General features: G+C 64.1%; 23 protein-coding genes and 2 tRNA genes. 11 read left to right on the top strand and 14 right to left on the bottom strand.

Annotated features, from left to right (window positions below):
* Positions 1-2: 2 nt before the first annotated feature.
* From AAFG07_RS20465 to AAFG07_RS20455, 3 genes are all read right to left on the bottom strand, one after another.
* A complete protein-coding gene (locus AAFG07_RS20465; RefSeq protein ID WP_171948160.1) occupies positions 3-587 on the bottom strand; it encodes an NADH-quinone oxidoreductase subunit B in 585 nt (194 codons plus the stop codon).
* The gene (locus AAFG07_RS20460; protein WP_018271860.1) at positions 584-949 is read right to left on the bottom strand and encodes an NADH-quinone oxidoreductase subunit A; all 366 of its coding nucleotides are present in this window, start codon (positions 947-949) and stop codon (positions 584-586) included. The genes AAFG07_RS20465 and AAFG07_RS20460 overlap by 4 nt, the downstream gene beginning before the upstream one ends.
* Before the next feature lie 214 nt (positions 950-1,163).
* A complete protein-coding gene (locus AAFG07_RS20455; protein ID WP_342728806.1) occupies positions 1,164-1,679 on the bottom strand; it encodes a MarR family transcriptional regulator in 516 nt (171 codons plus the stop codon).
* 150 nt (positions 1,680-1,829) lie between these two features.
* On the opposite strand from AAFG07_RS20455, the gene AAFG07_RS20450 reads away from it, so the two are divergent.
* A complete protein-coding gene (locus AAFG07_RS20450) occupies positions 1,830-3,020 on the top strand; it encodes an aromatic ring-hydroxylating dioxygenase subunit alpha (protein ID WP_342728805.1) in 1,191 nt (396 codons plus the stop codon).
* 53 nt (positions 3,021-3,073) lie between these two features.
* Positions 3,074-4,366 carry an MFS transporter gene (locus AAFG07_RS20445; protein ID WP_342728804.1) on the top strand — a complete coding sequence of 431 codons (1,293 nt, stop codon included), beginning with the start codon at positions 3,074-3,076 and terminating at the stop codon, positions 4,364-4,366.
* Here the strand turns inward: AAFG07_RS20445 and AAFG07_RS20440 are convergent.
* From AAFG07_RS20440 to AAFG07_RS20430, 3 genes are all read right to left on the bottom strand, one after another.
* Complete coding sequence (locus AAFG07_RS20440) at positions 4,363-5,181, bottom strand: alpha/beta hydrolase (protein ID WP_342728803.1); 819 nt, start codon at positions 5,179-5,181, stop codon at positions 4,363-4,365. The two genes, AAFG07_RS20445 and AAFG07_RS20440, sit on opposite strands and share 4 nt — an antisense overlap.
* A 139-nt stretch (positions 5,182-5,320) precedes the next feature.
* Positions 5,321-9,283 (bottom strand): autotransporter domain-containing protein, encoded by a 3,963-nt coding sequence (locus tag AAFG07_RS20435; protein WP_342728801.1) that lies wholly within the window; start codon positions 9,281-9,283, stop codon positions 5,321-5,323.
* A 269-nt stretch (positions 9,284-9,552) separates the two neighbouring features.
* On the bottom strand, positions 9,553-10,509 hold the full coding sequence (locus tag AAFG07_RS20430) for a TRAP transporter substrate-binding protein (protein ID WP_342729199.1): 957 nt from the start codon (positions 10,507-10,509) through the stop codon (positions 9,553-9,555).
* 256 nt (positions 10,510-10,765) lie between these two features.
* Between AAFG07_RS20430 and AAFG07_RS20425 the strand changes: the two genes are divergently transcribed.
* The 4 genes from AAFG07_RS20425 (at position 10,766) to AAFG07_RS20410 (ending at position 13,244) form a co-directional block, all read left to right on the top strand.
* Positions 10,766-10,969: a hypothetical protein gene (locus tag AAFG07_RS20425; RefSeq protein ID WP_212314874.1), complete on the top strand. Its 204-nt coding sequence runs from the start codon at positions 10,766-10,768 to the stop codon at positions 10,967-10,969.
* 400 nt (positions 10,970-11,369) lie between these two features.
* Complete coding sequence (locus AAFG07_RS20420) at positions 11,370-11,570, top strand: hypothetical protein (protein ID WP_050405629.1); 201 nt, start codon at positions 11,370-11,372, stop codon at positions 11,568-11,570.
* A gap of 38 nt (positions 11,571-11,608) precedes the next feature.
* Positions 11,609-11,776 carry a hypothetical protein gene (locus AAFG07_RS20415; RefSeq protein WP_223967230.1) on the top strand — a complete coding sequence of 56 codons (168 nt, stop codon included), beginning with the start codon at positions 11,609-11,611 and terminating at the stop codon, positions 11,774-11,776.
* A 166-nt stretch (positions 11,777-11,942) separates the two neighbouring features.
* The gene (locus tag AAFG07_RS20410) at positions 11,943-13,244 is read left to right on the top strand and encodes a hypothetical protein (RefSeq protein WP_342728799.1); all 1,302 of its coding nucleotides are present in this window, start codon (positions 11,943-11,945) and stop codon (positions 13,242-13,244) included.
* 82 nt (positions 13,245-13,326) lie between these two features.
* Here AAFG07_RS20410 and AAFG07_RS20405 read toward each other — a convergent pair whose 3' ends face one another.
* Positions 13,327-13,788 (bottom strand): hypothetical protein, encoded by a 462-nt coding sequence (locus tag AAFG07_RS20405; RefSeq protein ID WP_342728798.1) that lies wholly within the window; start codon positions 13,786-13,788, stop codon positions 13,327-13,329.
* Positions 13,789-14,159: 371 nt separating this feature from the next.
* On the opposite strand from AAFG07_RS20405, the gene AAFG07_RS20400 reads away from it, so the two are divergent.
* Entirely contained in the window at positions 14,160-14,345 is a 186-nt protein-coding gene (locus tag AAFG07_RS20400) for a hypothetical protein (RefSeq protein WP_342728797.1), read from the top strand.
* Between the two features lie 142 nt (positions 14,346-14,487).
* Here the strand turns inward: AAFG07_RS20400 and AAFG07_RS20395 are convergent.
* Positions 14,488-14,564 (bottom strand) — tRNA-Asp (locus AAFG07_RS20395).
* Positions 14,565-14,896: 332 nt separating this feature from the next.
* On the opposite strand from AAFG07_RS20395, the gene AAFG07_RS20390 reads away from it, so the two are divergent.
* Both AAFG07_RS20390 and pepT read left to right on the top strand, forming a co-directional pair.
* The gene (locus AAFG07_RS20390; protein WP_016847738.1) at positions 14,897-15,196 is read left to right on the top strand and encodes an HU family DNA-binding protein; all 300 of its coding nucleotides are present in this window, start codon (positions 14,897-14,899) and stop codon (positions 15,194-15,196) included.
* 159 nt (positions 15,197-15,355) lie between these two features.
* On the top strand, positions 15,356-16,612 hold the full coding sequence (gene pepT, locus AAFG07_RS20385) for a peptidase T (RefSeq protein WP_342728796.1): 1,257 nt from the start codon (positions 15,356-15,358) through the stop codon (positions 16,610-16,612).
* On the opposite strand, the gene AAFG07_RS20380 is transcribed toward pepT, so the two are convergent.
* The 5 genes from AAFG07_RS20380 to AAFG07_RS20360 form a co-directional block, all read right to left on the bottom strand.
* On the bottom strand, positions 16,613-17,464 hold the full coding sequence (locus tag AAFG07_RS20380) for a methyltransferase domain-containing protein (protein WP_342728794.1): 852 nt from the start codon (positions 17,462-17,464) through the stop codon (positions 16,613-16,615).
* A 34-nt stretch (positions 17,465-17,498) separates the two neighbouring features.
* Complete coding sequence (locus AAFG07_RS20375; RefSeq protein ID WP_342728792.1) at positions 17,499-17,804, bottom strand: YciI family protein; 306 nt, start codon at positions 17,802-17,804, stop codon at positions 17,499-17,501.
* A 23-nt stretch (positions 17,805-17,827) separates the two neighbouring features.
* Entirely contained in the window at positions 17,828-18,121 is a 294-nt protein-coding gene (locus tag AAFG07_RS20370) for a hypothetical protein (protein ID WP_342728791.1), read from the bottom strand.
* Positions 18,122-18,384: 263 nt separating this feature from the next.
* Positions 18,385-18,461 (bottom strand) — tRNA-Val (locus tag AAFG07_RS20365).
* Positions 18,462-18,525: 64 nt separating this feature from the next.
* The gene (locus tag AAFG07_RS20360; protein ID WP_342728790.1) at positions 18,526-18,930 is read right to left on the bottom strand and encodes a GFA family protein; all 405 of its coding nucleotides are present in this window, start codon (positions 18,928-18,930) and stop codon (positions 18,526-18,528) included.
* A gap of 204 nt (positions 18,931-19,134) precedes the next feature.
* Here AAFG07_RS20360 and AAFG07_RS20355 point away from each other — a divergent pair, with 204 nt between their 5' ends.
* Both AAFG07_RS20355 and AAFG07_RS20350 read left to right on the top strand, forming a co-directional pair.
* Entirely contained in the window at positions 19,135-19,803 is a 669-nt protein-coding gene (locus tag AAFG07_RS20355) for a GntR family transcriptional regulator (RefSeq protein WP_342728789.1), read from the top strand.
* A gap of 1 nt (position 19,804) precedes the next feature.
* Positions 19,805-21,016: an MFS transporter gene (locus AAFG07_RS20350; protein ID WP_342728788.1), complete on the top strand. Its 1,212-nt coding sequence runs from the start codon at positions 19,805-19,807 to the stop codon at positions 21,014-21,016.
* Positions 21,017-21,097: 81 nt separating this feature from the next.
* On the opposite strand, the gene lon is transcribed toward AAFG07_RS20350, so the two are convergent.
* Positions 21,098-23,527 carry an endopeptidase La gene (lon, locus tag AAFG07_RS20345; protein WP_176530994.1) on the bottom strand — a complete coding sequence of 810 codons (2,430 nt, stop codon included), beginning with the start codon at positions 23,525-23,527 and terminating at the stop codon, positions 21,098-21,100.
* Positions 23,528-23,690: the final 163 nt, after the last annotated feature.

The raw sequence follows: 23,690 nt of genomic DNA, 5'->3' as shown, positions 1-23,690 counted from the left end.
CCTTAGCGTTCGATAGTGCCGATACGGCGGATCTTCTTCTGCAGCAGCAGCACGCCGTAGAGCAGCGCTTCCGCCGTGGGCGGACAGCCCGGCACGTAGATGTCGATCGGCACGATGCGGTCGCAACCGCGCACCACCGAGTACGAATAGTGGTAGTAGCCGCCGCCATTGGCGCAGGAGCCCATCGAGATGACGTAGCGCGGCTCCGGCATCTGGTCGTAGACCTTGCGCAGCGCGGGCGCCATCTTGTTGGTCAGCGTGCCCGCAACGATCATCACGTCGGACTGCCGCGGCGAGGCACGCGGTGCAAAGCCGAAGCGCTCGACGTCGTAGCGCGGCATCGAGACCTGCATCATCTCGACCGCGCAGCAGGCGAGACCGAAGGTCATCCACATCAGGGAGCCGGTGCGCGCCCAGGTGATGAGGTCGTCGGCCGCCGCGACGAAGAAGCCCTTGTCGGACAGCTCGTGATTGACCTCGAGGAAAAACGGATCATTGGCGCCGACCGGCTTGCCGGTCGACGGATCGAGAATGCCTCTCGGAGCTTGCGCAATCGCCGGCTGCGAGGATGCGGCGGTGGGGCTCAATCCCATTCGAGCGCGCCTTTCTTCCATTCATACGCGAACCCGACCGTCAGCACGGCCAGGAACACCATCATCGACCAGAAGCCGGTCGCGCCCAGTTTTCCGAACGCCACGGCCCAGGGGAACAAGAACGCCACTTCGAGATCGAAGATGATGAAGAGGATCGCCACCAGGTAGAAGCGGACGTCGAACTTCATGCGGGCGTCGTCAAAAGCGTTGAATCCGCATTCATAGGCGGACAGCTTTTCCGGATCCGGCGACTGGAACGCGACCAGGAACGGCGCGATCAGGAGCGCCAGCCCGATCAGGCTCGCGACCCCGATAAAGACCACAAGTGGGAGATAATTCTGCAGGATGCCGGTCATCGGCGAGGCCTTCTTGCTGCGGTTTCGGACGCGCCGCAGATTCGTTGATTGGAATTGTTCTTGAGGCTTTAGCGCAGCGCAACAGGGGGCGCAAGACAAGCTATTTTGACGCTTTTACCGCCCCTTGCCGCGGGCTGATGGCCTCGTCGGGCGGATGCGCTGCTCCAATAGGCAACGCTGCGCCGGCCACCCGGTGCCCTGCGCTCTCCCCATATCAGCCCAGCTCCCTTTCGGCAGCGAGCATCTCCGCCGCGGTCAGCGTCAGCCGGTCGATATGTCCGAGCAGCAACTCAAGATCCTGCGGGCCGAGCTGTTCCAGCAGGCGCCGGTTTCGCTCCTGCGCGCCGGCCACAATGGTGTCATGGGCGGCGAGCCCGGCTTTGGTGAGGGAGACAAGTGTTTCCCGATTGTCACGCGGGTTGGCGGCCTTGGCGACCAGCTTGCGCGCGACGAGCTCGGCGAGCGCCCGGCTGATCTGGCCCTTGTCCATGCCGACGGCTTCGGCAAGCCGCACCACGCTCATCGGCGGACGCCGGCCGAGCGAGGCAACCAGGCCGAACTCGACCGAGGACAGGCCGGTCAGGCGCTTGTAGCGCAGCAGTGCACCGCGCCTGAGCAGATTCGCCAGCACCATCAGCCGCGACGACATCATCGCGGTGATCGGCGCCAGCTCGGCATCGACCGCCGCCTCCGGCGGCAATGGCCTCGCAGTCCTGAGCTTCTCGGTCATCGCCAACCTCTGCCAATAAAGCCTATCGCTGCCAAGCTAGACGAGATCGTTGACATTGTCATCGATCTATCGTTGACTTGGTCAACAACGTTGACTGCCATCACCGACACAGCGACCGTCGGCAAGAATCCGGCGGCGGGAGGAACCAGCATGACGATGACCCAGCTCGATCGCGATCTCGGCACGGCCTATGCGATGAAGCCGTCCACCACCCGGACAGAGCTCACCTCGGTCGTCCGCGGCACACCGATGGGCGAACTGCTGCGCCGCTACTGGCACCCGATCGGCCTCGTCGGCGACGCCACCGATATCCCCAGAAAAGTCCGCGCGCTCGGCGAGGACCTGATCCTGTTCCGCGACCGGCATGGCCGGGTCGGCCTCTTGCATGCGCGCTGCTGCCATCGCGGCACCACGCTCTATTACGGCAAGGTCGAGGAAGACGGCATCCGCTGCTGCTATCACGGCTGGAAGTTCGACACCGAAGGCCGCTGCCTCGAACAGCCCTGCGAGCCCGAAGGCGGCCTGTTCAAGGGCAAGGTGCGCCAGCCCTGGTATCCGGTGCAGGAACGCTACGGCCTGATCTTCGCCTATATGGGCCCGGCCGATAAAAAGCCGGTGCTGCCGCGCCACGAGTGCCTGGAGAATATGGACGACGGCGAATTCGTCGAGGCAGACGATTCCTCGATCGGCGGCGGCGGGCCTGCGGTGATCCCCTGTAACTGGCTGCAGCATTTCGAGAACGTCGCCGACCCCTATCACGTGCCGGTGCTGCACGGCTCGTTCTCAGGGCCGCAGTTCACCACCATGATGGCCTCGATGCCCGAAGTGAAGTTCGAGATGTCGCCGCGCGGCGTCGCGGTGCGCTCGATCCGCCGGCAGGACGACGGCAAAGTGTTCTATCGCGTCACCGAGGCTGCCCTGCCCACGCTCCGCGTCGTGCCCAACCCGCGGGTCGCGCAATTCGCCCGCGTCGAATCGATCGGCTGGACCCTGCCAATCGACGACACCTCGTTCCGCATCTATGTCGCCGGCCGGGTCAAGAACGCGGGCGATATCGGCCGCATGCGCTCGAAGTTCAACGGCAAGTTCTGGTGGGACATGACGGAGCAGGAGCACCAGCAATTCCCCGGCGACTACGAGGCGCAGGTCGGCCAGGGGCCGGTGACCATCCATTCGGAAGAGCATTTCGGCCAGAGCGACCGCGGCGTCCTGATGATCCGCCGGATGCTGTCTGACCAGCTCGAGGCCATGGCCGCCGGCCGCGACCCGATCGGCGTGTCGTTCGATGCCGATGCCAAGCCGGTCGAATTCGAAGCAGGGAATTACATCCGCGAGGCGTAGGGCCCGCGCCCAGGCAAACAAGAAAAGACAAGAGATCATCGGGGGAGGAAGTCATGGTCGATGTCGCACCGCAGGCGGCTGCGCAAGCGCAAGTCAGCGCCAGGCCTGCTGCCCGCCGCTATTACGTCCTCGCCCTGCTCACCATCATCTACGCCCTCAACTTCCTCGACCGTACGATCTTCAACGTCCTGATCGAGCCGATCAAGAAGGAGTTCGCGCTCAGCGACACCACAATGGGCCTGTTGGCCGGGTTCGGCTTCGTGCTGTTCTACTCGTTGCTCGGCATTCCCATTGCGCGGATGGCCGATCGTCTCAACCGCCGCAACATCGTAGCAATCGCCTTCGCGTTCTGGAGCGCGATGACCTACCTCTGCGGCATGGCCTCCAGCGTCACTGCGCTGACAATGGCGCGGGTCGGGGTCGGCATCGGGGAGTCCGCCGGCACGCCGGCCTCGCAATCGATGATCGCCGATCTGTTCGACAAGAACGAGCGTCCGCGCGCGCTCGGCATCTACGCGATCGGCACCTATCTCGGCGTCTTCCTCGGCTATTTCATCGGCGGTTACGTCAATCAGAACTACGGCTGGCGGATGGCCTTCTTCACCGCGGGCCTGCCCGGCATCGCGCTCGCCGCGGTGCTGTGGTTGACGATCTCCGAGCCGAAGCGCGGTGCGATGGCCGAGACCTTCAAGGCCGAGCGGATCGGGCCGACGCTGGGCTTCCTGATCTCGCAGCCGAGTTTCGTCATCGTGCTGGTCGGCTTCTGCCTCACGACCTACACCAACTACGCCACCGCGGTGTGGATCCCGCCGTTCCTGGCGCGCATCCATCATCTCACCAGCGCCGAGATCGGCACCTATGCCGGCACCTTCAAGGGCTTCGCCGGCATGGCGGGCACGCTGATCGGCGGCCTCGTGGTAGCGCAGATCGGCCGCCGCGACGATCGCTGGAAGCTGTGGGCGCCCGCGATCATGTCCGGCCTCGCCGGCCCCGTCTTCGCATCGTGCATGCTGACGCAAAGCTTCACGCTGATGGTTGCTACCCTGGCGCTGACCTCGCTCATGGTCGGCTTCCATCTCGGCCCGATCTTTGCGATCGCCCAGACGGTCGCAAAGCCAAGCATGCGGGCGCTGGCCTCGGCGATCGTGCTGCTCACCGCGACCTGCTTCGGCCAGGGCGTCGGCCCCCTCGCCGTCGGTATGATCAACGACGCTCTGAAGGGCGCGTACGGCACGGATGCGGTTCGCTACTCGTTGCTATCGGCCGCGGTGACAACGACGCTCGGCGCGCTGCTGTTCGTCTGGGCAGCGCGGTGGATCCGTGCCGATATCGCGCGCGCCAGCTAAGCGTCGATGAAGGCCAGCAGGTCGGCCATCAGGCGCGCTCTGTGCGTCAGCGGCAGAGCGTGCGGCGCGCCTTCATAGACGGCGAGCTTGCTGCCCTTGATCAGCGCCGCCGTCTTCGCACCGGTCAGCTCGAGCGGCGCGCTGGCATCCTTGTCGCCGTGCACGATCAGCGTCGGGCGATCGATATTTTTGGCCGCGGCGCGCAGATCGGCAAACGAGATGGTCCTGCGGCAGGCCAGCGCCACCGGCAGCGGCACGCTCAGCATCATCTCCCTGATCCAAGCGCGCGTGGCGTCGGGCGTGTCGGGCGTGAAGAACGGCGCCTCGTTCTCGCCCATCCATTTCGGGAAGTCCTGCGCGATCGCGGCATTCTGCGCCTCCACCATCGCCCTCGGCACCGCGACCGGATTGTCGTCGGTCTGGACGATGAACGGCGTGGTCGGCGCAACCAGGACCAGCCGCGCGATACGACCGGCGCCGTGACGCGCCAGATAGTTTACCGCCTCGATCGATCCCATCGAGTGCGCGACGATCGTGACGCCGTGGAGATCGTGCTGTTCGATCACGGCAGCGACGTCATCGGTCAGCGTGTCGAGATCGTATCCCATCATCGGCATGTCGGAACGGCCGTGGCCGCGCCGGTCGGGCGCGACGCAACGAAAACCCTTCGCGTTCAGCGCCACGATCTGGCTGCCCCAGACGCTGGAATTGAACGTCCAGGCGGCAAGCAGCAGCACCGGCTTACCCGAGCCCCAATCCTGCACGAACAGTTTTGTACCGTCGCTCGCGGTCGCATAAAGCGGTTGGCTGGCCATGATGAAATTCCCTTTGCAGATCGATCGGCAACATCGCCACCGATGCACCGACCATCGCAAAGGGAGATCGCGCGCGCGATTACGCCTCAGGTAATCACGCGCGTGATGTAAGGCTTCTCGGAGCGAAAACGCGCCCGTCTCACCACTGATTTCGCACCACGCCCTTGCCGGCGTAGCTCGAGGTGACGTCGGAGAACTCGCCTTCGAAGGTCGCCGCGGCCGACCAGCCGTTTCGCCAGTTCATCTCAACCGATGCTGTGGTCAGCGCGGAGTCGCTTGCCTGCGCCGCGCCGTTGACGACGAAGCTGGTGCCCGGCAGCGCCTGGAAGGTCGCGGCAGCCGAGCGGCTGGGGTCGTAATCGTGGGCCCAGGCGAAACGCGTGCGCAGCGTCAGGATGCCGTCCTGCACCGCGAAGGACTTGTCGGTGCGGAAGCCGAGCTCGCTGCGCGTATCGGTCAGGCTCTTGCCGCCATAGGTCAGCGCAAACGTCGACAGGCCCGAGATCACCCGTTCGGCGTAACCGGGCAGCTCGAAAGTCGTGAACTGGCCGGCGGCGTAAGGCGTGATGCCGACGCCGCCGATCCACGGCGCGACAAAACGATAGCCGCCCTCGAGCCGTCCCGAATAGGCGTTGGCATTGAACTCGGCGCGCAGCTGGTCGACGCCCGCGGCCGTCACGGTGCGGTTGGTGGTGATGTCCTGCCAGCCATAGGCGAGCGCGGCGGAGACATAGGCCGCACCTTCGGTGTGGCGAACATAGGTGCCGGCCTGGAACAGATCGGACCGGCCGCTGCCGTTGCCCGCGACCGAGAAGCTGGTGCCGCCGCCGGCGATCGCAAAGCCCGCAATGGTGTTCGGCGAGAACTGATAGTCGGCGCCGACCGCCGTGCCATAGATGCTGCTGGTGGTGTCGTTCGATCCGACCATGGCGTTGCCGCCGGTCGATTGCGAACCGCCGAAGCCGGCGGCCCAGACGTTCCAGCGCGGCACGAACGGCACCGGCGGCGCCTTGGTGAACATCGCGAATGCATCGGTCTTTTTCGTTGCGGCATAGGCGCTCGCTTCGCCCTCCTCCGCATAGCCAGGCGCGCCCGGCATCGAACCCGCCGCACCGGTGCGGTTCGTGAAGGGATCGGTGAGCAGCCCCATGAACAGGTTCATGGCATCGAACGTCGTCTGCTGCGAACCGGTCGCCAGTTCGCCGGAGGCCTGCGTCAGCCCCGCCGGCGTGAGCGTGCCATAGGCCATCGGAATGCCGCCAGTCGTGTTGAAGTAATTGACCAGCGTGTTCGCGACGTTTTGCTGGTTAGTGGAGAGGCCGCCGCCGAAATTGGGGGACGGAAAATTCAGCGCCAAATTGAGATAGGCGTGGGTGGCGTCATAGCTCAGCGTGTCGGTGAAATTCGTCGGCAGGTTTGTATTGGCGATGTTGGATGCAAAAGTGCCGGATATGCCTCCAGCGGCGTTCAGGATCGTATACTGCCTGGAGATGTAGCTGCCGTTGGCGAGCACAGCATTGACGGTCGCCCCTCCAAGTGTCGCGTTCGAGTTGACATTGGTCGATGCCGCAGCGGTCGGCGTCACCTGCACCTGATAGATCGCGCCGGATTGAAAGGCGAGACCGCCGTTGATCGTCAGTGTGCCGGTCGGATCTGCAGCACTCCCGGGCGCAAGCGTGCCTCCGCTCATAATGGTCGTGGGTGTCGGAATGACGAAGCCGCCCCTCAAGGGGCCGCCGGGGTTGGCGCCTGACAATGTCGGCGCGACGCCGTTGTGGAAAAAGACGATGGCCTCAGCACCGACGATGCCGGTGCCGCTCAACGTGCCGCCGGAATTGACCGTCACTTTCAGCGAGTTGGCGATCGTGCCGTCCACTTCAAGGGTGCCGCCGGTGACGGTGGTGGCGCCGGTGTAGGTGTTGGTGCCTGCAAGGATTTCCTTGCCGCCTGTGATCGTCACACCGCCGCCCGCGCCGCCGTCCCGGATGACGCCGGCAAACGTGCCGTTGGCATTGGTGAAGGTCAGTGTATTGGCACCGAGGTTCACGGCGCCGGCGATGCTGGTCCCGGAAAGACTGTTGATCGAGACACCGCCACCCGCGCGCGATATATCGAAGATGCCGTCGTTGATCACGGCCTTTGAGGACGCAATGCTGCCGCCGCTGATCAGGTCGAGTTCGCCGCTGGCGTTGATCGTGGTCAGCCCGGTATAGGTGTTGGCGCCGCCGAATCTCGCCAGGCCGCCAGAGGCGATCGTCACATTGCCTCCGGTGCCGCCACCAATGCCGCCGTCCTGGATGACGCCGTCGTAGGGGCCTACCCTGCTGGTGATGGTCAGCGTCTTGGCGCCGAGAGAAACGACGCTGCCGCCGGTCGGGTCATACAGACCGGCGACGCTGGCACCGCTGTTGGTCTGCGAAATATCGAATGTGCCGACGCCGGCGCCCGAAGAGAAAGCGACGGAGGCCGAATTGGCGATCGAGCCATTTCCCTTGAGTGCCAGCGTCGCGCCGGAATTGATCGTCGTCCCGCCGGAATAGCTTTCCGCCGCCGTGAAGGTCAGCGCACCGCCGCTGCCGGAGTTCGCGACCGTCACGCCGCCTGTACCGGTCAGTGCCGTCGCGAGCGTCACAGCATTGCCGTTATAGTTGAACGTCGCGCCGCCGGAGCCGATTGCGTTCAGCCGACCCGAGATGTCGGCCGTGTTGCCGCTCGCCCACTGCAGACCGCCGCCGTTGAGCGTGACGTTGCCCGAGCCGAAATTGTTCGCTGCATTGAAGTTGATCAGGCCGCCGCTTACGGTCGTGCCGCCCGAATAGGTGTTTGCGGCAGTGAGTATCAGCGTGCCGAGCCCTGTCTTGGCAAGGCTCCAGCTGCCGGCATCGGCGCCTGTGCCGCCGCTGCCGGTCTGATCGGTAATGACGTCGGAGACCGTTTGGTTCTGGCCGGCCGCAGGACTGAAGGTCAGCGTCCCGTTGCCTTGCAGGAACATACCCGAGCCTAAGGCTGAGCCATTGCCGGCACCGACACCACCCGTTCCGCCGGTGACGCTGCTGCCGTTGACGGTAAAGGCACCGGAGACATTGAGCGTTCCGCCACCCTGGACAAATACGGCGCCGCCCGCGCCAAGCCCGCCACCCGCACCGCCTTGGGAATCTTTACCGCCATTGCCAGCGCCGAAACCGCCGAGATTGCCGCACGTCTGACCGGAATTGCCGCTGGCCCCACCGCCGCCGCCGCCGAAGCCGCCCTTCCCCGGATTGGCAAAGCAGCGCACGCTGCCGCCGCCGCCGCCGAAACCACCAATTCCGCCCGCGCTGTTGTTGCTGCCGCCGCCGCCGCCGCCGAAGCCGCCGGCACCGCCGCCGCCGCTCAAGCCTCCGGTCGTCGTACCAGCGCCGCCGCCAATCCCGCCGCCGCCACCGGCACCGGAGACGAACCCCGCGGCCCCGCCGCCACCGCCGCCTCCACTGGCGCCCCCCGTGCCTGGTGAGTCACCACTCCCAGCGCCACCGCCGGCGGCGCCGATAACGATGCCAGCAGCGCCGTTGCCACCCGTGGTGCCCGCCGCGCCGGCCCCGCCATTGGCGCCGAGGCCAATCCCGCCGCCACCGCCGCCACCGGCGTTGCCGCCGTTACCGCCATTGCCGCCGAGCCCGCCGCCGCCACCACCGCCACCGCCCGCGCCGTAATTGCCGCCATTGCCGCCATTGGCCTGATTGCTGGCGAGCGAAACATTGCTCACCGTAACGTTGGCGCCGCTCGCAACGAACAGCGCACCGCCAGCGCCCATGCCGCCGCCGCCGCCGCCGTCGAAACCGTTTCCGCCATTGCCGCCCTTGGCGACCGCGTTCTGGATGGTGAGATTGTTGATCGCGACGGTGCCGGCGTAGACGAAGAATCCGCGCTGCACGCCTCCGCCATCGAGCGTGAAGTTGCCGCCGTTGATGGTTACGGTGCCGCTCAAATTGATGACGGGCAGCGTCGTTCCGGCAGTCAGCGTGATGTTGTTCGTGATGTTGAGCCTGTAGTTGGTGCCGGGATTGTTATCGATCGTCGTCAGCGCGGTGACGAGGCTCGCTCCATCGCCGACGTTCAGCACCGTCTGAGCGTGTGCGCCGGTCCCGGACGCGATGAGCAGAGCAAGGGTTACGGCAACCCGCCGCAAGTGGGGCGATCGAAAGCGTTCCACGACATGCACGCGCATGGCATTCCAACTCGGGCCGCGCGCAGGCGGCCACTGAAAATCTCAGCGTGGGGTTCTATCCCCTGAGACATCCTGCCGCACGACAAAAAGCCAAATTGGAACCGAAAGCGCGACGATGTGCCTTCTTTGCCACAAGGCCATTGCTGCTCGCGATCTGCGCACCGTCACGTCAGCTTGCCGGTGTATTTCTCCAGCGCCGCCCATGCGTCCGCGCCATAGGTCTTCTGCCACTGCGTGTAGAAGCCGGCTTTCACCAATGCGGCCCTGAACCGCACCGGGTCAGGCTTGTTGAAAGTCATGCCCTTCCCGGTTAGCTCCTCCTGCAACGAGCGGTCCATCTCGACCAGATCGGCGCGCTCCTTCACCGCCGCCGCGTCGAACGCCGCATTGATGAGCTCGAGCAGATCGGGCGGCAGCGCCGCCATCGCACGGCGGTTGCCGAGGATCCAGTAGCCGCTCCAGCAATGGTTCGACAGCGCGCAGTATTTCTGCACCTCGTACAGCTTTCCGGTCGAGACCTGTGCGAGCGGATTCTCCTGCCCTTCGACGATGTGGGTCTGCAGCGCCGAATAAAGCTCGCTGTAGGAGATGCTCGACGGCAGCGCGCCAAGTCCTGAGAACAGCGACGTCAGCAATGCCGTCACCGGCACGCGAATTTTAAAGCCCCTGAGATCCTCGACGCCGTTGAGCTGCCGGCTCGACGACGAGGTGATCTGGCGGAAGCCGTTGTCCCAGACCTTCTTCAACGGCACGACGCCTGTTCTGGCGATCGCATCGCGGACGATGCCGCCGACGCCGCCATCCATCGCCGCCCAGACCTGATCGTAGGATTGGAACGCAAAACCGATGCTGGGCAGCCCCGACAACGGCACCAGCGTCGACAAGGTCATGCTGGGTGCCGCCAATAGCTCGATACCGCCGGCACGGACCTGCGACAGCATCTCCGGATCACCGCCGAGCTGGCTGTTGGCGAACACCGTGATGTTGACCCGGCCGGACGACTGCGCGCCGACCAGCTTGGCCGCCTCGGCCAGCCGGATTGTTAGCGGATGGGTTTCCGGAGTGTTGACGCCGAGCTTGAAGTCGAACTCTGCCGCGGCAAGAGATGGCTTACCAAACATCGCGGCGGCAACGGCCACGGAGCCGGTTCCCAGCATCCGGCGGCGGGTCACTTTCGTTGTTTTCATTATTGTTTTTCTCCCAGGCGCGGTCCGCGCCCGTGGCCAGTTTCAGCCCTCTCTTTCTGTGACGCAAGGCACGGTGAAACCAATCCGCCCGTGGCACGAAACCATTTCCAGGAACTCACGAAACGATCCGGAAACAGATGGGGCTTACCAGTAGCTGCCATAGACGGCGCATAGACGCCCGGAGGCGACCATGAACCACTCGATCCATTCAGCCGATCGCGCGACCCACCTCAAGATTGTGGTTGTTGCCCTCGTTGCCGCCATCGGAGTTGCGGCTTTCGGCATTTCGGCCCGGAACAACGCGGAATTCACGCAGACCGCCCAGACCAACCAGGTCATCAAGGCCGGCAAGCCTGTCGCGATCACCTCCTCGGGCACCTCGACGGTCCGCTAAAACACATTCAGGCTTCGGCAGACAAAGCGGCCGCCTTCGGGCGGCTTTTTTGTTGCGCCTGATCGTCTCGCGCTCCGATCAGGGCGGTGTGGACTTCGCCAGGTTCGGCTACGGCGATTGCAGGACCACCGAGAGCGGGGCGCGCGAGATCGCTGCCGCTGGTCCTCGACCTCGACGGCACCCTGATCAAGGACGACCTGTTCGATCTGAGCTTGTTTCGATCCTGCGTCGCAATCCGCTGCTCGTTGTTGCATGCGCGGTCTGGCTGACGCGCGACCGCGCAGCCGCGGCGAAATCTTAACCGCCTCCTAACGCGGTCGTTCGATTGCAATCCGCTCCGCGACCCCAGTTTTAAAAATTGTTCCATTAAGGTCAGCATCAACAGAGGCGCAGGCCCATAATGAATTTGCAGCAGCAAGTAATTTCGACCGGCTTCAAGATCATCTGCACGGATTGCGGCAGCCTGGCGATCAAGGTCGCCGATCCCGCGCATGCGTCCGGCGACACCATCATCGAATGCCGCCGCTGCAACGCCGTGCGCGGCACCGTGGCGGATCTGCACACCCTGGCGCGGCGCGGCCGCGACCTGTTCGAATTCTAACCCCGGCGCCGCCGATGCTGTCAGACCCGAACGCGACCATGCAGAGCGACATTCCCCTGGACACGGTCTGGTCGATCCTCGAGGCCGCCAACGAACTGGGCGATACCCACACGGTCGACGCATGCCGCCGTATCATCGACGCGAATTTGCGCGGCGACGCCCCGGGACAATCCGACCTCAACGCGGTCGCCGCATTCTTTGCCTGATCAAGGCAACGCGTTTCCGAGTTTGTGAATTCAATGCGGCGCCGCGGTGACAGATCGCCGGCGGAAACATAACAATACAGATCGAGACATCGCCTAACCTTGCTTGACTTGATTAGCCCGAGGTCGATCGGCTAGCTGTCGCACAGCTTTCGATTCGGACGGGCCGATGCAATTGACGCGCGACGACCTGACTGTCGGGGTCACCATCCCTGGATTCCTCGTCCTCAGCACCGTCTCGATGATCGCCTGCGGGCACGCGTTCCCGGCGATGCATGTCTGGCGCTCCGGCATCACTGCCGAGGCCATCCTCGGCACCGCCGTCATGGCCGTCTTCATCCCGGCGTTCGTCGCGGGCCGCTTCAGCTTCGGTTATCTGGTGAGCTTCGCGCTGCTCTCAGCGGTGTTCGGCTTCGTCTGGCTCAGCTTCTTCAGCGCGTTCGATTATCCGCATGCCATCGCCCGCTGGGCCATGATCGCCGCGCTGGCCGCCGCGATGATCCCCCTGATGTTCCAGAATATGCCGGTTTGGCGGCCCGGCCTGTCCGAAACGGCGATCAAACGCATTGCGCTGCTGCTGATGGCGTCGTCCTTGGCCGTGCTGGTCGCCGACATCTCGTACGGCGCCAGTCTCGGCAACCCCTATGGCGCAGCCCGCAACGCCGTCACGCGGCCGGCGCTGTTGAATTATCTCACCGGGATCATGATCGGCGCGGTCCTGCCCTATCTGTTCGCGCATTTCGCATCGCGCAGGCAATGGGTGCAGGCCGCTTGCGTGTTGCTGTTTGCGCTTTGCTTCTATCCGGTCGTCAACAACAAGACCGTGCTGCTGTTGCCGATCTGGCTGACGTTTCTGTTCTGGCTGTTCGGCCGGTTCACCCCGCGGCTGGCCACGGTGCTCGCATTCCTCATTCCGATGATCATCGGGCTCACGGCGTTCGCCGTGCTCGGCGCCGACAGGGACTACGTCGTGTTCAGCGCCATCAATCTGCGCTTCCTCGCAATCCCTTCGCTCGCCCTTGATCAATATGCCGACTTCTTCGCGCACCGCGACCTGACCCGCTTCTGCCAGATATCGATCGTGCGACAGATGACCGCCTGCCCGTACGGCGAGCTCGGCCCCGCGCTCGGAGCGATCTATCGGGACGGCAATTTCAACGCCTCCTTCCTCGCCACCGAGGGCATCGCGTCGGTCGGTCTTGCGCTCACGCCGGTTTCGGCACTCGTATGCGGCCTGATCCTGTCGGTGGGGTCGATGGTCTCGCGGCACCTGTCGCCGCGCTTCATCGCGGTGTCCTCAGGCATCGCCGTTCAGGCCATCATGAACGTGCCGCTCACGACAAGCCTGATGTCGAACGGGATCGCGCTGCTGTTCCTGCTGTGGTGGCTGACGCCCGAATGGCGAGCGGAAGCTTCGCAGCATCAGCAACAGTCAACGCGGCCCATCGATGCGATCGGTGTCGCGGCCTGATTTTCTTGCGCCTTGCCGCGGCACGACGCTGCGGCCTCAGCGATCGACCGCCGCGGCCAAGCAACACCGATACCTTGTGGCCTCACTTCTTTCGGAGAACGATAAACACGATGTCGGCGTGCGGGTTGGAGCGTTGCGCGACCTGGATGATGCCCTTGTGCGGATCGCACCCATGCAGATTGCGTAGCGGCACATCCTTCATGAAGTACCGGAGCACACTGCCCCAGCGGCAACCATAGTCCAGCATCGCGCATTCTTCGAACGGCTTATCCAGATGCCGCCTGAGCTTATCGTGCAACAGGCGATAGGTTTCGATGACGGCGGCGCCCAACTCCATCCCGGAACGACCGCTCCAGTTTTTCTGGGTGCCGGCGTCAGGCGGATCAGGAATAGCGGCCTTGATCGCCTTGAAGCCAAGATATTCCTTCCAGGGCAGCACGTTCCACAGATACGGATCATCGATCCATTTGAGTGCGTCGTATCTCCCCTTCGGCAGGCAGCGTCCGCTTACTCCAGTTCGTCGTTGTAGTATTCGTTCAGCCACGAACTCCGATTCATCGGCACGCCTCCGTGTTAGGTTCGCTTCGTCAGCCCTCGCCCACGCTCGCGTCGTTTGAATGTCCTGACTGTCTTCGCTTACTCCAGCACTTTAAGACCCATCGAAAGCGTGTGAGTTCCGCAAGGTGGTGGAACCGCGAACGTCGCTTCTGCTCAAACGAGTTGCGACCACTGTCGGCAACGGCGACACGAGAGTAAGGTTGACGTCAGGCTCGCGCATTACGCTGCGCGCTCGAACCGAGACCTGACGTACGTCCGTTTCTCGCTGGTCTGGGTGGCGATAGTCACTACCGCATCAGCCGATGTCGTGCTGGCGTGAAAGGCGAGCCAGCTGGTCGGCCTCCAGGAAGCATGTCGATGAAAGTCCGCGAGCTAGTCCAGGTGCTCCAGGCACTGCCGGATCAGGACGCAACGGTCGTGATTGGAGAAGGAGCGAAGCCGGAAACCTGGCTGATCGTGTCGGGCGTAGCGGAATGTCGGATTGCGCGCGTGAATGAAGATCATGCGATCGTCGGGAGTGAACCAGCTGTTGAAATCGTCTGAACGATCCCGAGCATCGGAGCGGTTGCTTTTGCGTCTCGGGATGTGTGCCGGCAAGCCCGAGCAGGGGCGCTCCAAAGTGCCATAGCGGCGCTCCGTGCGACACGTCTGAAATCTGGAACTTGCGCTAAGTACTTGATAAGACTGGCGCGAGAGACGGGACTCGAACCCGCGGCCTCCGCCGTGACAGGGCGGCGCTCTAACCAACTGAGCTACTCCCGCGGATGCCGATCATCGGATTGATCCGCGCAGGATCGAGGGCATAAAGGCCCGCATCCCGATAGTCAAGCGCGTTGCGGAGCCCTGCACAGCGCGGGCATTTTCGCGCCACGGGTGCGACTTTGTCGCCTGTTTTCAGGGGAAACGGCGTAGTCAGCAAAGCCCCGAATCAAATAAGGCCTGATACGTCTGGGTTTCCTGTGGCCGGGCTCGGCGCTGCCCGTTCCCAGAACCGGCGGTTTCAGGACTTTTCCGGACGCATTTTCCCGACGCGAACGGCGCGCCATTCGCGTGAAAGCAGCAATCCAGCCATTCAGCAACGAGGAGGGCCACACATGGCGAAGAAGGCAGCGACCCCGGCGACGATCACGCTGAAGCACCTGGCGGCGGCCATCGCCGAAGAGCAGGAGCTGTCCAAGAAGCAGGCCGAGGCGATCCTGACCGACATGGTCACCCGGATCACCAAGCACCTCAAGAAGGGCGAGCGGATTCGCATCGTCGGCCTCGGCATCCTCCAGGTTCGCAAGCGCGCCGCCCGCATGGGCCGTAACCCGGCGACCGGCGAGCAGATCCACATCAAGGCGAGCAAGAAGGTCGCCTTCCGCGCCGCCAAGGAGCTGAAGGAAGCCGTCTAAGGTCTTCTCTCTCCGTTAAGACAAAGCGCCATTCCGGCTCGTGACGCGGCCCCGGAATGGCGCTTTTCTGTTGTAGAGTTGTCTCTCGATGCGCTTTGCTTGCGCGAACCAACTTCGCCTGAGCGCCCGATTCCTGTTCTCCATCCTTGCGCGGTCTTCATGCTGGTACCGGCTCTCGATTTCAAGCACACCGTCACCGAGCGCTTCCTGCGCTATGTCGTGATCGACACCCAGTCCGACCCGGATTCACCGACCACGCCTTCCACCGAGAAGCAGAAGAATCTCGGCCGCCTACTGGTCGCCGAGCTGCAGGCGATGGGCATATCCGATGCGCACCTCGATCCACACGGATACGTCTATGCGACGATCCCGGCCAACACCGACAAGACGGTGCCGGTGATCTGCTTCTGCTCGCACATGGACACCTCGCCCGACTGCACCGGCAAGAACGTCAAGCCGCAGCTCGTGAAGAACTACCGCGGCGGCGACATCGTGCTCCCGGCCGATGCCTCGCAGGTGATCCGCGCCGTCGAGCACGAAGCGCTGGCCGACCAGATCGGCAACGACATCATCACGACCGACGGCACCACCCTGCTCGGCGCCGACAACAAGGCCGGCCTCGCCGAGATCATGGACGCCGCGCATTTCCTGGTCACCAACCCGCAGGTGAAGCACGGCACCATCAAGATCCTGTTCACGCCGGACGAGGAGATCGGCCGCGGCGTCGACAAGGTCGACATCAAGAAGCTCGGGGCCGATTTCGGCTACACCATGGACGGCGAGACCGCCGGCCACATCGAGGACGAGACCTTCTCCGCCGACGGCGCCAGCATCATCATCGAAGGCGTCGCGACCCATCCGGGCTTTGCCAAGGGCAAGATGGAGCACGCGATCAAGATCGCGGCCGCCATCGTCGATCGCCTGCCCAAGGACACCTGTTCGCCCGAGACCACGGAAGGCAAGGAAGGCTTCCTGCATCCGGTCGCAATCTCCGGGGCGCTGGAGAATGCCCGGATCGACTTCATCGTCCGCGACTTCACCGAGCAAGGCCTGAAGCAAAAGGAAGCGCTGCTCGAGAAGATCGTGCAGGACGTCATGAAGGGATATCCGCGCTCGACCTATCGCATGGAGGTCAAGCAGCAGTACCGCAACATGAAAGAGGTGATCGATCGCCACCCCCAGATCGTCGCCTATGCGATCGAGGCGATCGAGCGCGCCGGGCTATCGCCGGTAAAAACCTCGATCCGCGGCGGCACGGATGGCTCGCGGCTTTCGTTCATGGGACTGCCCTGCCCGAACATCTTCGCCGGCGAGCACGCATTCCATTCGCGGCTCGAATGGGTGAGCCGCCAGGACATGGAGAAGGCGGTGCAGACCATCGTGCACCTGGCGATGATCTGGGAAGAGAAAGCCTGATCAGGCCCGCGCGGTCACGATCCAGATCGCGCCGGGCAGCAGCACGGCATCGCCCTTCGCGAACGACGTCAACGCCTCGTGGATCGAGATGACGGCTGCGGCCCGTAGGTCATCCGGTTGTCCTTCCAGTGCGCGGCTGGCGGGCCCGATCTCGAGCGCGCTCTGAACGGCGGCATCGATTCCGCGCCCGATCGCAACGTCGAACTCAAGCCGGCAGGCCTCCATCGCGATGCCGGAAAACCCCGCTTCGCCGAGGATCCGCTTCACGCGCGCTTCGGACGCAAACGAAAACGGACCGGGGTCTTCGGGGCCAAGCTGCGGCAGCTTCGGCACGTGCTTGTAGACGGCCTGCAACGGCGCCATGAAGAACGGATTTTCGCGCGGCTCCTGCCAGCAGGCGAAGGCGAGCCGGCCCGACGGCTTCAGCGCCTTGTGCAGATTGGCGAACGACACCGCCGGATCGGCAAAGAACATCACGCCGAAGCGCGACGCCAACAGATCGAAGCTTGCGGGATCGAACGGATAGACCGTGGCGTCGGCAAGCGCATAGGTGACCGGCGCATCCTTCGGCGTGCTTTGCCGTGCCCGCTCCAGCATCGGTCCGGAGACGTCGACGCCGAACACATGGCCTGACGGCCCCACCCTGGTCGCAAACCCATTCGTCGAGGCACCGCTGCCGCAGCCGACATCGACGATGCGCTCGCCGGCCTTCGGCGCGGCGCGATCGATCAGGAGGTCGAGCACCGGCTGCAGCACGATATCCTGCGCGGCCTGCCTGGAGGCCCAGCGCTGACCGCCCGGCCCGTTCCAGTATGCAATCTGATCGGCGTTTTGCGGATGGCCAGCGTTCATGCGATCCAAACCTTGTTGAGAAATTGCGCCGATCCTAGCAAGTCTCGCGCGTGGCCGCGCGCAACATCGGCGTGACCAGATAGGTGAATCCGGCATTGGCCTTACTGACGGGATCGTTGGTGACGATCTCCTGCGGATCGGCATCGTCAGCCAGTTGCAGCACGCCCAGTCCCCAGACGCCGGCGGGATCGGCCACCGGCCCGAAGATCAGCGCCTTGCCGGCTTGCAGCAATTCGCCGCAATAGGCGACATGCGCCTGCATGATGGCGGCTTCCTGCGGCGTCATGTCCTGTGGGAAGGTCGGGCGCGGTCCGGTCAGTTTGCAGACGTAATACTTCATCGACCTGGCCCGCTTCTCTCGGATTATTTGGCGGCAGCGCTCGTGGGCTTGGCCGGCTTCGGCGCAGGCGTCTTCGCGGCATTGCCCTTCGGGGCGGCCTGCCCGTCATTGCTGCGCGCAATGCCCCACGGGTCGGTCGGCTTCTGGTCCGGCACGCCGCTCAGCGCACGCTGGTAGGCGCGCTGCTGCCGCGCCTCGTTGGCCAGATCCGCCGGCGACTTCTCGATCTCTTCGCGATAGCGCTGAACATGGTCCTGCTGCGCCAATGCCGGTCCGGCAATCATGGTGAGAAGAAAAATCGCGGCGAGTTTGCGCATGCATCAAGTTCCCGGTTAGGCGCAGAGAATAGCATTGCAGCGGTGTCGGCATCAAACCTGAGCGGCAGGAATGATGATCAAGGGAGCCATACTTTTGTCCGCCTTCGCTCGTAGCTCGCGGGGAACAGCAGCGATGGGATTTGAACCAGTCCGCCTTCGCTCTTCGAGCTTCGGCGCGACAGCCTTCGCCCTGCGAACCGAACAAGCGGATAGGTCGATCCGCAAAGGCTGGCTTGCCGAGCCGTAGCCCGCAGGGCGAAGGCTGGTAGGCGGCGAGAGATTCGAACTCCCGACCCTCTCGGTGTAAACGAGATGCTCTAACCAGCTGAGCTAGCCGCCCTTACCTGCGCGCCTCTTTAGCCTCGCCCGCCCCTCGGGCGCAAGATCGCAAGGATCGCAAAGCTTCAATCCTTGGGCCGCGCCGGCAATCCCTTGAGATCATTGATCCAGGGTGCGGCGGAGCGGCACCAGACCTGGCGTCGCGGGGTCAATTCGCCGCGCTGGCGAATGCTGCCCCAGCGGATGCCCCAATCATCGGGACCGTCATCCTCGCCACTGGTGAACAGCGGGGAACCGCAATCGGCGCAGAAGTGCTGGAAGCGGATCCCGCCGTTGTCGCCCCGCTTGCTGTAGATCTTCGGCACACCTCCGGTCAGCCGGACCTGCTCGGCGGCGCAGATCACCGTGACGCGATAGGGCGAGCCAGTCAGCGCCTGACAGTCCGTGCAATGGCAGATCGACACCCGTTCGGGATCAATCTCGGCCTGATAGGTCACGGCCCCGCAATGGCATTGCCCGTCGATCTGCATCTGCGTTCTCCCAATTCAGCATTGTCCAATATGGCCGTCCCCGAACTGGCGTTCCCTACGGGATGCTCACCGGTTCGGGTCCGCACGGTGCCAACCGGTGCCCGATGGAGCAACGCTGGTATCCCAAAACGGGATTGTTTGGGATACCAATTCGGGATACGTCGACTGAGCCCCAAAACTCTACTCCCAGGCCGGCAAACCGCCATGTCGCAGATGCTCCAGATCCACGACCAGCTCCGGGAGATGATCCTCTCCCTCGACCTCGGCCCCGGCGAGCGACTGACCGAGCGCTGGCTCGAGAGCCGGTTCGAGGGATCGCGCACGCCGATCCGCGCCGCACTGGTGCGGCTCGAAGGCGAAGAGCTGGTCCGCCGCGACGGCCGCAGCTGGATCGTCGCACCGATCGACCTCGGCGAGCTGGAGGCGCTGGCGGAGTTCAGGATCCCGCTGGAGACGACGGCGGTCCGCCTCGCCTGCGCGCGGGCGAGCGCGGCCGACATCGCCGGCGTCGAGGAGATGCTGGATGCCTGCCAGTCCGGCGCGCCGCGCGAGGAATGGCACCGGGTCGGCACCGATTTCCATGTCGAAATCGCGCGCCTCTCCGGCAATCCCTTCATCGTCAAGGCGATCGCCGGCGCCATGACCCGGCTGTCGCGGGCGCGCTGGCTCGAAGTGTGGACCGAACCCTCGCGCGAGCAGGCCTGGCGCGAGCACCGGCGCATTCTCGGCTTCATCAAGGCGAACGATCCGGATTCGGCCGCGCGCGAGGCCGCCGATCACATCACCGACACCCGCGATCGCCTGCTCCGCTCGCTGAACGAAGATCGCCGCGGCCTGCGGGCGCGCGGCTTCGCCGTGATCGGGCTGCGCTGACATGAACATGGAGATCGATCGCGAGGCGGCCCTCGACGCCGGCCCTTGGAAACGCAATCTCATCGTCTGCGTGTTAGGCTCCTTCACCACCATCGTGGGGATGACGCTGCTGCTGCCGTTCCTGCCGCTCTATGTCGAGCAGCTCGGCGTGACCGATCATGCCGCCATCGTGCAATGGTCGGGCGTAGCCTATGGCGCGACCTTCTTCAGTGCTGCGCTGACCGCGCCGCTGTGGGGACGGCTCGCCGACCGCTATGGCCGCAAGCTGATGCTGATCCGCGCCAGCCTCGGCATGGCCGTTGCCATGTCGCTGATCGGCATGGCGCACAACGTCTATGAGCTGGTCGGCTTGCGGCTGCTGACCGGCCTGCTCGGCGGTTACGCCTCGGGCTCGACCGTGCTGGTCGCGGCGCAGACGCCGAAGGCGCGGTCCGGCTGGGCAATCGGCGTGCTGTCGGCCGGCATCATGGCCGGCAGCCTGGTCGGTCCCTTGATCGGCGGCGTGCTGCCGGGCCTGATCGGCATCCGCGCGACCTTCTTCCTGATCGGCGGCGTCATCTTCTTCACTTTCCTCGGCACGACCTTCCTGATCCGCGAGGAGGCGCGTCCGAAGACGGCGAAAGGCAGCAAGTCGCGTGGCGGCTGGTCACTGGTTCCAGACAAGCGTCCTGTCATCGCGATGTGGGGCACCGGCCTGCTGCTGATGATCGCCAACATGTCGATCGAGCCGATCATCACGGTCTATGTCGCGCAACTGGTCGAGACACCGCAGGTGACGTTCGTCGCCGGCCTCGTGATGTCGGCGGCGGCGTTCGGCAGCCTGCTGTCGTCGTCGCATCTCGGCAGGCTGGCCGATCGCGTCGGCCATTGGCGGATCATCACCATCTGCCTGGCCGCCTCGGCGCTGCTGCTGATCCCGCAGGCCTTCGTGGTCAGCGGCTGGCAGCTGATCCTGCTCCGCTTCCTGATGGGGCTCGCGCTCGGCGGCCTGTTACCCTGCATCGCAAGCGTGATCCGGCACAACGTGCCCGACACGGTCACCGGCAGCATGCTGGGTTATTCGATCTCGGCGCAATATGCCGGCCAGGTGATCGGCCCGCTCGCCGGCGGATTCATCGGCGGCCATATCGGCATGCGCGCGGTGTTCCTCGGCACCAGCGTGCTGATGGCACTCGGGGCAATCGGCAATTTCGTCGTCGAGAAGAAAGAGTAATCCGGACAATAGAGGCGCACGAAGCGCCAAACAAAAACGGCGCCCGAAGGCGCCGTTTCATTATTTCGATTGGAGCTCGCTTCAGTGCGCCGTCAGGCCACCGGACGCCTCATCCGAAGCGTCGGGCTTGACGTCGACCTTGCTGGTCTCCTCTTCCCAGACGATCGGCACAGGCACCCGGGTCAGCGCCTTGGCGACGACCTCGTCCAGCCGCGAGACCGGGATGATCTCCATGCCGCCCTTGATCGCATCGGAAATCTCCGTGAGATCCTTGGCGTTGTCCTCGGGGATCAGCACCGTCTTGATGCCACCGCGCGCGGCAGCCAGCAGCTTCTCCTTCAGACCGCCGATCGGCAGCACGCGGCCGCGCAGCGTGATCTCGCCGGTCATCGCGACATCGTGGCGGACCGGAATGCCGGTCATGACCGAGATGATCGCGGTGGCCATCGCCACGCCGGCGGACGGACCGTCCTTCGGCGTTGCGCCCTCCGGCACGTGAACGTGGATGTCGCGGCGGTCGAACATCGGCGGTTCGATGCCGTAGACGATCGCGCGCGAACGGACGTAAGACGCCGCCGCCGAGATCGACTCCTTCATCACGTCGCGCAGATTGCCCGTGACGGTCATCTTGCCCTTGCCGGGCATCATGACGCCTTCAATGGTCAACAGCTCGCCGCCGACATCGGTCCACGCCAGACCGGTGACGATACCGACCTGATCCTCGTCGTCGATCTCGCCGAAGCGATACTTCGGCACGCCGAGGAACTCTTCGATGTTCGCCTCGGTGACCTTCACCGACTTCTTCTTGGAGATCATCAGCTCCTTCACCGCCTTGCGGGCGAGTGTGGAGAGCTCACGTTCCAGATTACGCACGCCCGCTTCGCGGGTGTAGCGGCGGATCATCAAGAGCAAGGCCGCGTCGTCGATCGACCATTCCTTGGAGTCCAGACCGTGCTTGGAGAGCGCGCTCGGGATCAGATGCTTGCGCGCGATCTCGACCTTCTCGTTCTCGGTGTAGCCGGCGATCCGGATGATCTCCATGCGGTCCATCAGCGGGCCCGGAATATTCAGCGTATTCGCGGTCGTGATGAACATCACGTTGGACAGGTCGTAGTCGACCTCCAGGTAGTGATCGTTGAAGGTCGAGTTCTGCTCGGGGTCCAAGACCTCAAGCAGCGCCGATGACGGATCGCCGCGGAAATCGGCGCCCATCTTGTCGATCTCGTCCAGCAGGAACAGCGGGTTCGAGGTCTTCGCCTTGCGCATCGACTGGATGATCTTGCCGGGCATCGAGCCGATATAGGTGCGGCGGTGACCACGGATCTCGGCCTCGTCACGCACGCCGCCGAGCGACACGCGCACGAATTCACGGCCGGTCGCCTTCGCGATCGACTTGCCGAGCGAGGTCTTGCCGACGCCGGGAGGCCCGACCAGGCACAGGATCGGTCCGGTCAGCTTGTTGGCGCGCGACTGCACCGCGAGATACTCGACGATCCGGTCCTTGACCTTCTCGAGCCCGTAGTGATCGGAGTCCAGCACCGCCTGCGCGGCCTCGAGGTCCTTCTTGACCTTGGACTTCTTGCCCCACGGGATCGACAGCAGCCAATCCAGATAGTTGCGCACGACGGTCGCTTCCGCGGACATCGGCGACATCTGGCGCAGCTTCTTCAGCTCGTGCTGGGCCTTCTCGCGCGCTTCCTTGGACAGCTTGGTCTTGGAGATCTTCTCCTCCAGATCGGCCAGCTCGTCGCGACCTTCATCGTCGCCGAGCTCCTTCTGGATCGCCTTCATCTGCTCGTTCAGGTAATACTCGCGCTGGGTCTTCTCCATCTGGCGCTTGACGCGCGAGCGGATGCGCTTCTCGACCTGCAACACCGAGATCTCGCTCTCCATCAGGCCGAGCACCTTCTCCAGGCGCTGGGTGACGGACAACGTCTCCAGGATCGCTTGCCGATCGGCAATCTTGACCGCGAGATGCGAGGCAACGGTGTCGCCGAGTTTGGCGAAATCGGTGATCGCCTGAACCACGCCGACGACTTCGGCGGAGATCTTCTTGTTCAGCTTCACATAGCTTTCGAAGTCGGACACGACCGAACGCGCCAGTGCCTCGGCCTCGACCGAGTTGGCGTCAGTGTCGGCGAGCGCGACCGCGGTCGCCTCGTAATACTCGCTGCGGTCGGAATACTTCTCGACACGCGCGCGCTCGAGGCCCTCGACCAGCACCTTGACGGTGCCGTCGGGCAGTTTCAGGAGCTGCAACACGCTGGCGAGCGTACCGGTCTCGTAAATTGAATCGGGAGCCGGATCGTCATCGGACGCGTTCTTCTGCGTCGCGAGCATGATCAGCGCGTCGTTCTTCATCACCTCTTCGAGCGCGCGGATCGATTTCTCGCGGCCGACGAAGAGCGGCACAATCATGTGCGGGAAGACGACGATGTCGCGGAGCGGCAGCACCGGATAGGAATGGCTTTCGCCGTGGACGATCGTTGGCCGGGGTTTTGAAGTCGTCATGGCCTTATCCTTTTGTTTTGCCCCCTTGCACGCAGTCCGCCTGCTTGCGCAACCGCCACAAGGTGCCTTGGTGATCCGGAATTAGATTGCCGTCAGCAGCCGCATATTCCGCATCGTAAAGCGACGAATCTCAACGCATGAGATCCCTCACCGATAGCATTAG

Source organism: Bradyrhizobium sp. B097, assembly GCF_038957035.1.
GTDB lineage: Bacteria > Pseudomonadota > Alphaproteobacteria > Rhizobiales > Xanthobacteraceae > Bradyrhizobium.
Note: the sequence above shows the minus strand (reverse complement) of the source record. Positions and strands in the feature narration are given on the sequence as shown.

Bases quoted from the DNA above. Each gene is read 5' to 3' on its own strand.
- AAFG07_RS20430 (WP_342729199.1), bottom strand. From the start codon at position 10,509: ATGTTTGGTAAGCCATCTCTTGCCGCGGCAGAGTTCGACTTCAAGCTC.
- lon (WP_176530994.1), bottom strand. From the start codon at position 23,527: ATGACGACTTCAAAACCCCGGCCAACGATCGTCCACGGCGAAAGCCAT.
- AAFG07_RS20450 (WP_342728805.1), top strand. From the start codon at position 1,830: ATGACGATGACCCAGCTCGATCGCGATCTCGGCACGGCCTATGCGATG.
- AAFG07_RS20460 (WP_018271860.1), bottom strand. From the start codon at position 949: ATGACCGGCATCCTGCAGAATTATCTCCCACTTGTGGTCTTTATCGGG.
- pepT (WP_342728796.1), top strand. From the start codon at position 15,356: ATGCTGGTACCGGCTCTCGATTTCAAGCACACCGTCACCGAGCGCTTC.
- AAFG07_RS20400 (WP_342728797.1), top strand. From the start codon at position 14,160: ATGAAAGTCCGCGAGCTAGTCCAGGTGCTCCAGGCACTGCCGGATCAG.
- AAFG07_RS20375 (WP_342728792.1), bottom strand. From the start codon at position 17,804: ATGAAGTATTACGTCTGCAAACTGACCGGACCGCGCCCGACCTTCCCA.
- AAFG07_RS20360 (WP_342728790.1), bottom strand. From the start codon at position 18,930: ATGCAGATCGACGGGCAATGCCATTGCGGGGCCGTGACCTATCAGGCC.
- AAFG07_RS20370 (WP_342728791.1), bottom strand. From the start codon at position 18,121: ATGCGCAAACTCGCCGCGATTTTTCTTCTCACCATGATTGCCGGACCG.
- AAFG07_RS20380 (WP_342728794.1), bottom strand. From the start codon at position 17,464: ATGAACGCTGGCCATCCGCAAAACGCCGATCAGATTGCATACTGGAAC.
- AAFG07_RS20350 (WP_342728788.1), top strand. From the start codon at position 19,805: ATGAACATGGAGATCGATCGCGAGGCGGCCCTCGACGCCGGCCCTTGG.
- AAFG07_RS20355 (WP_342728789.1), top strand. From the start codon at position 19,135: ATGTCGCAGATGCTCCAGATCCACGACCAGCTCCGGGAGATGATCCTC.
- AAFG07_RS20455 (WP_342728806.1), bottom strand. From the start codon at position 1,679: ATGACCGAGAAGCTCAGGACTGCGAGGCCATTGCCGCCGGAGGCGGCG.
- AAFG07_RS20445 (WP_342728804.1), top strand. From the start codon at position 3,074: ATGGTCGATGTCGCACCGCAGGCGGCTGCGCAAGCGCAAGTCAGCGCC.
- AAFG07_RS20440 (WP_342728803.1), bottom strand. From the start codon at position 5,181: ATGGCCAGCCAACCGCTTTATGCGACCGCGAGCGACGGTACAAAACTG.
- AAFG07_RS20410 (WP_342728799.1), top strand. From the start codon at position 11,943: ATGCAATTGACGCGCGACGACCTGACTGTCGGGGTCACCATCCCTGGA.
- AAFG07_RS20390 (WP_016847738.1), top strand. From the start codon at position 14,897: ATGGCGAAGAAGGCAGCGACCCCGGCGACGATCACGCTGAAGCACCTG.
- AAFG07_RS20420 (WP_050405629.1), top strand. From the start codon at position 11,370: ATGAATTTGCAGCAGCAAGTAATTTCGACCGGCTTCAAGATCATCTGC.
- AAFG07_RS20425 (WP_212314874.1), top strand. From the start codon at position 10,766: ATGAACCACTCGATCCATTCAGCCGATCGCGCGACCCACCTCAAGATT.
- AAFG07_RS20415 (WP_223967230.1), top strand. From the start codon at position 11,609: ATGCAGAGCGACATTCCCCTGGACACGGTCTGGTCGATCCTCGAGGCC.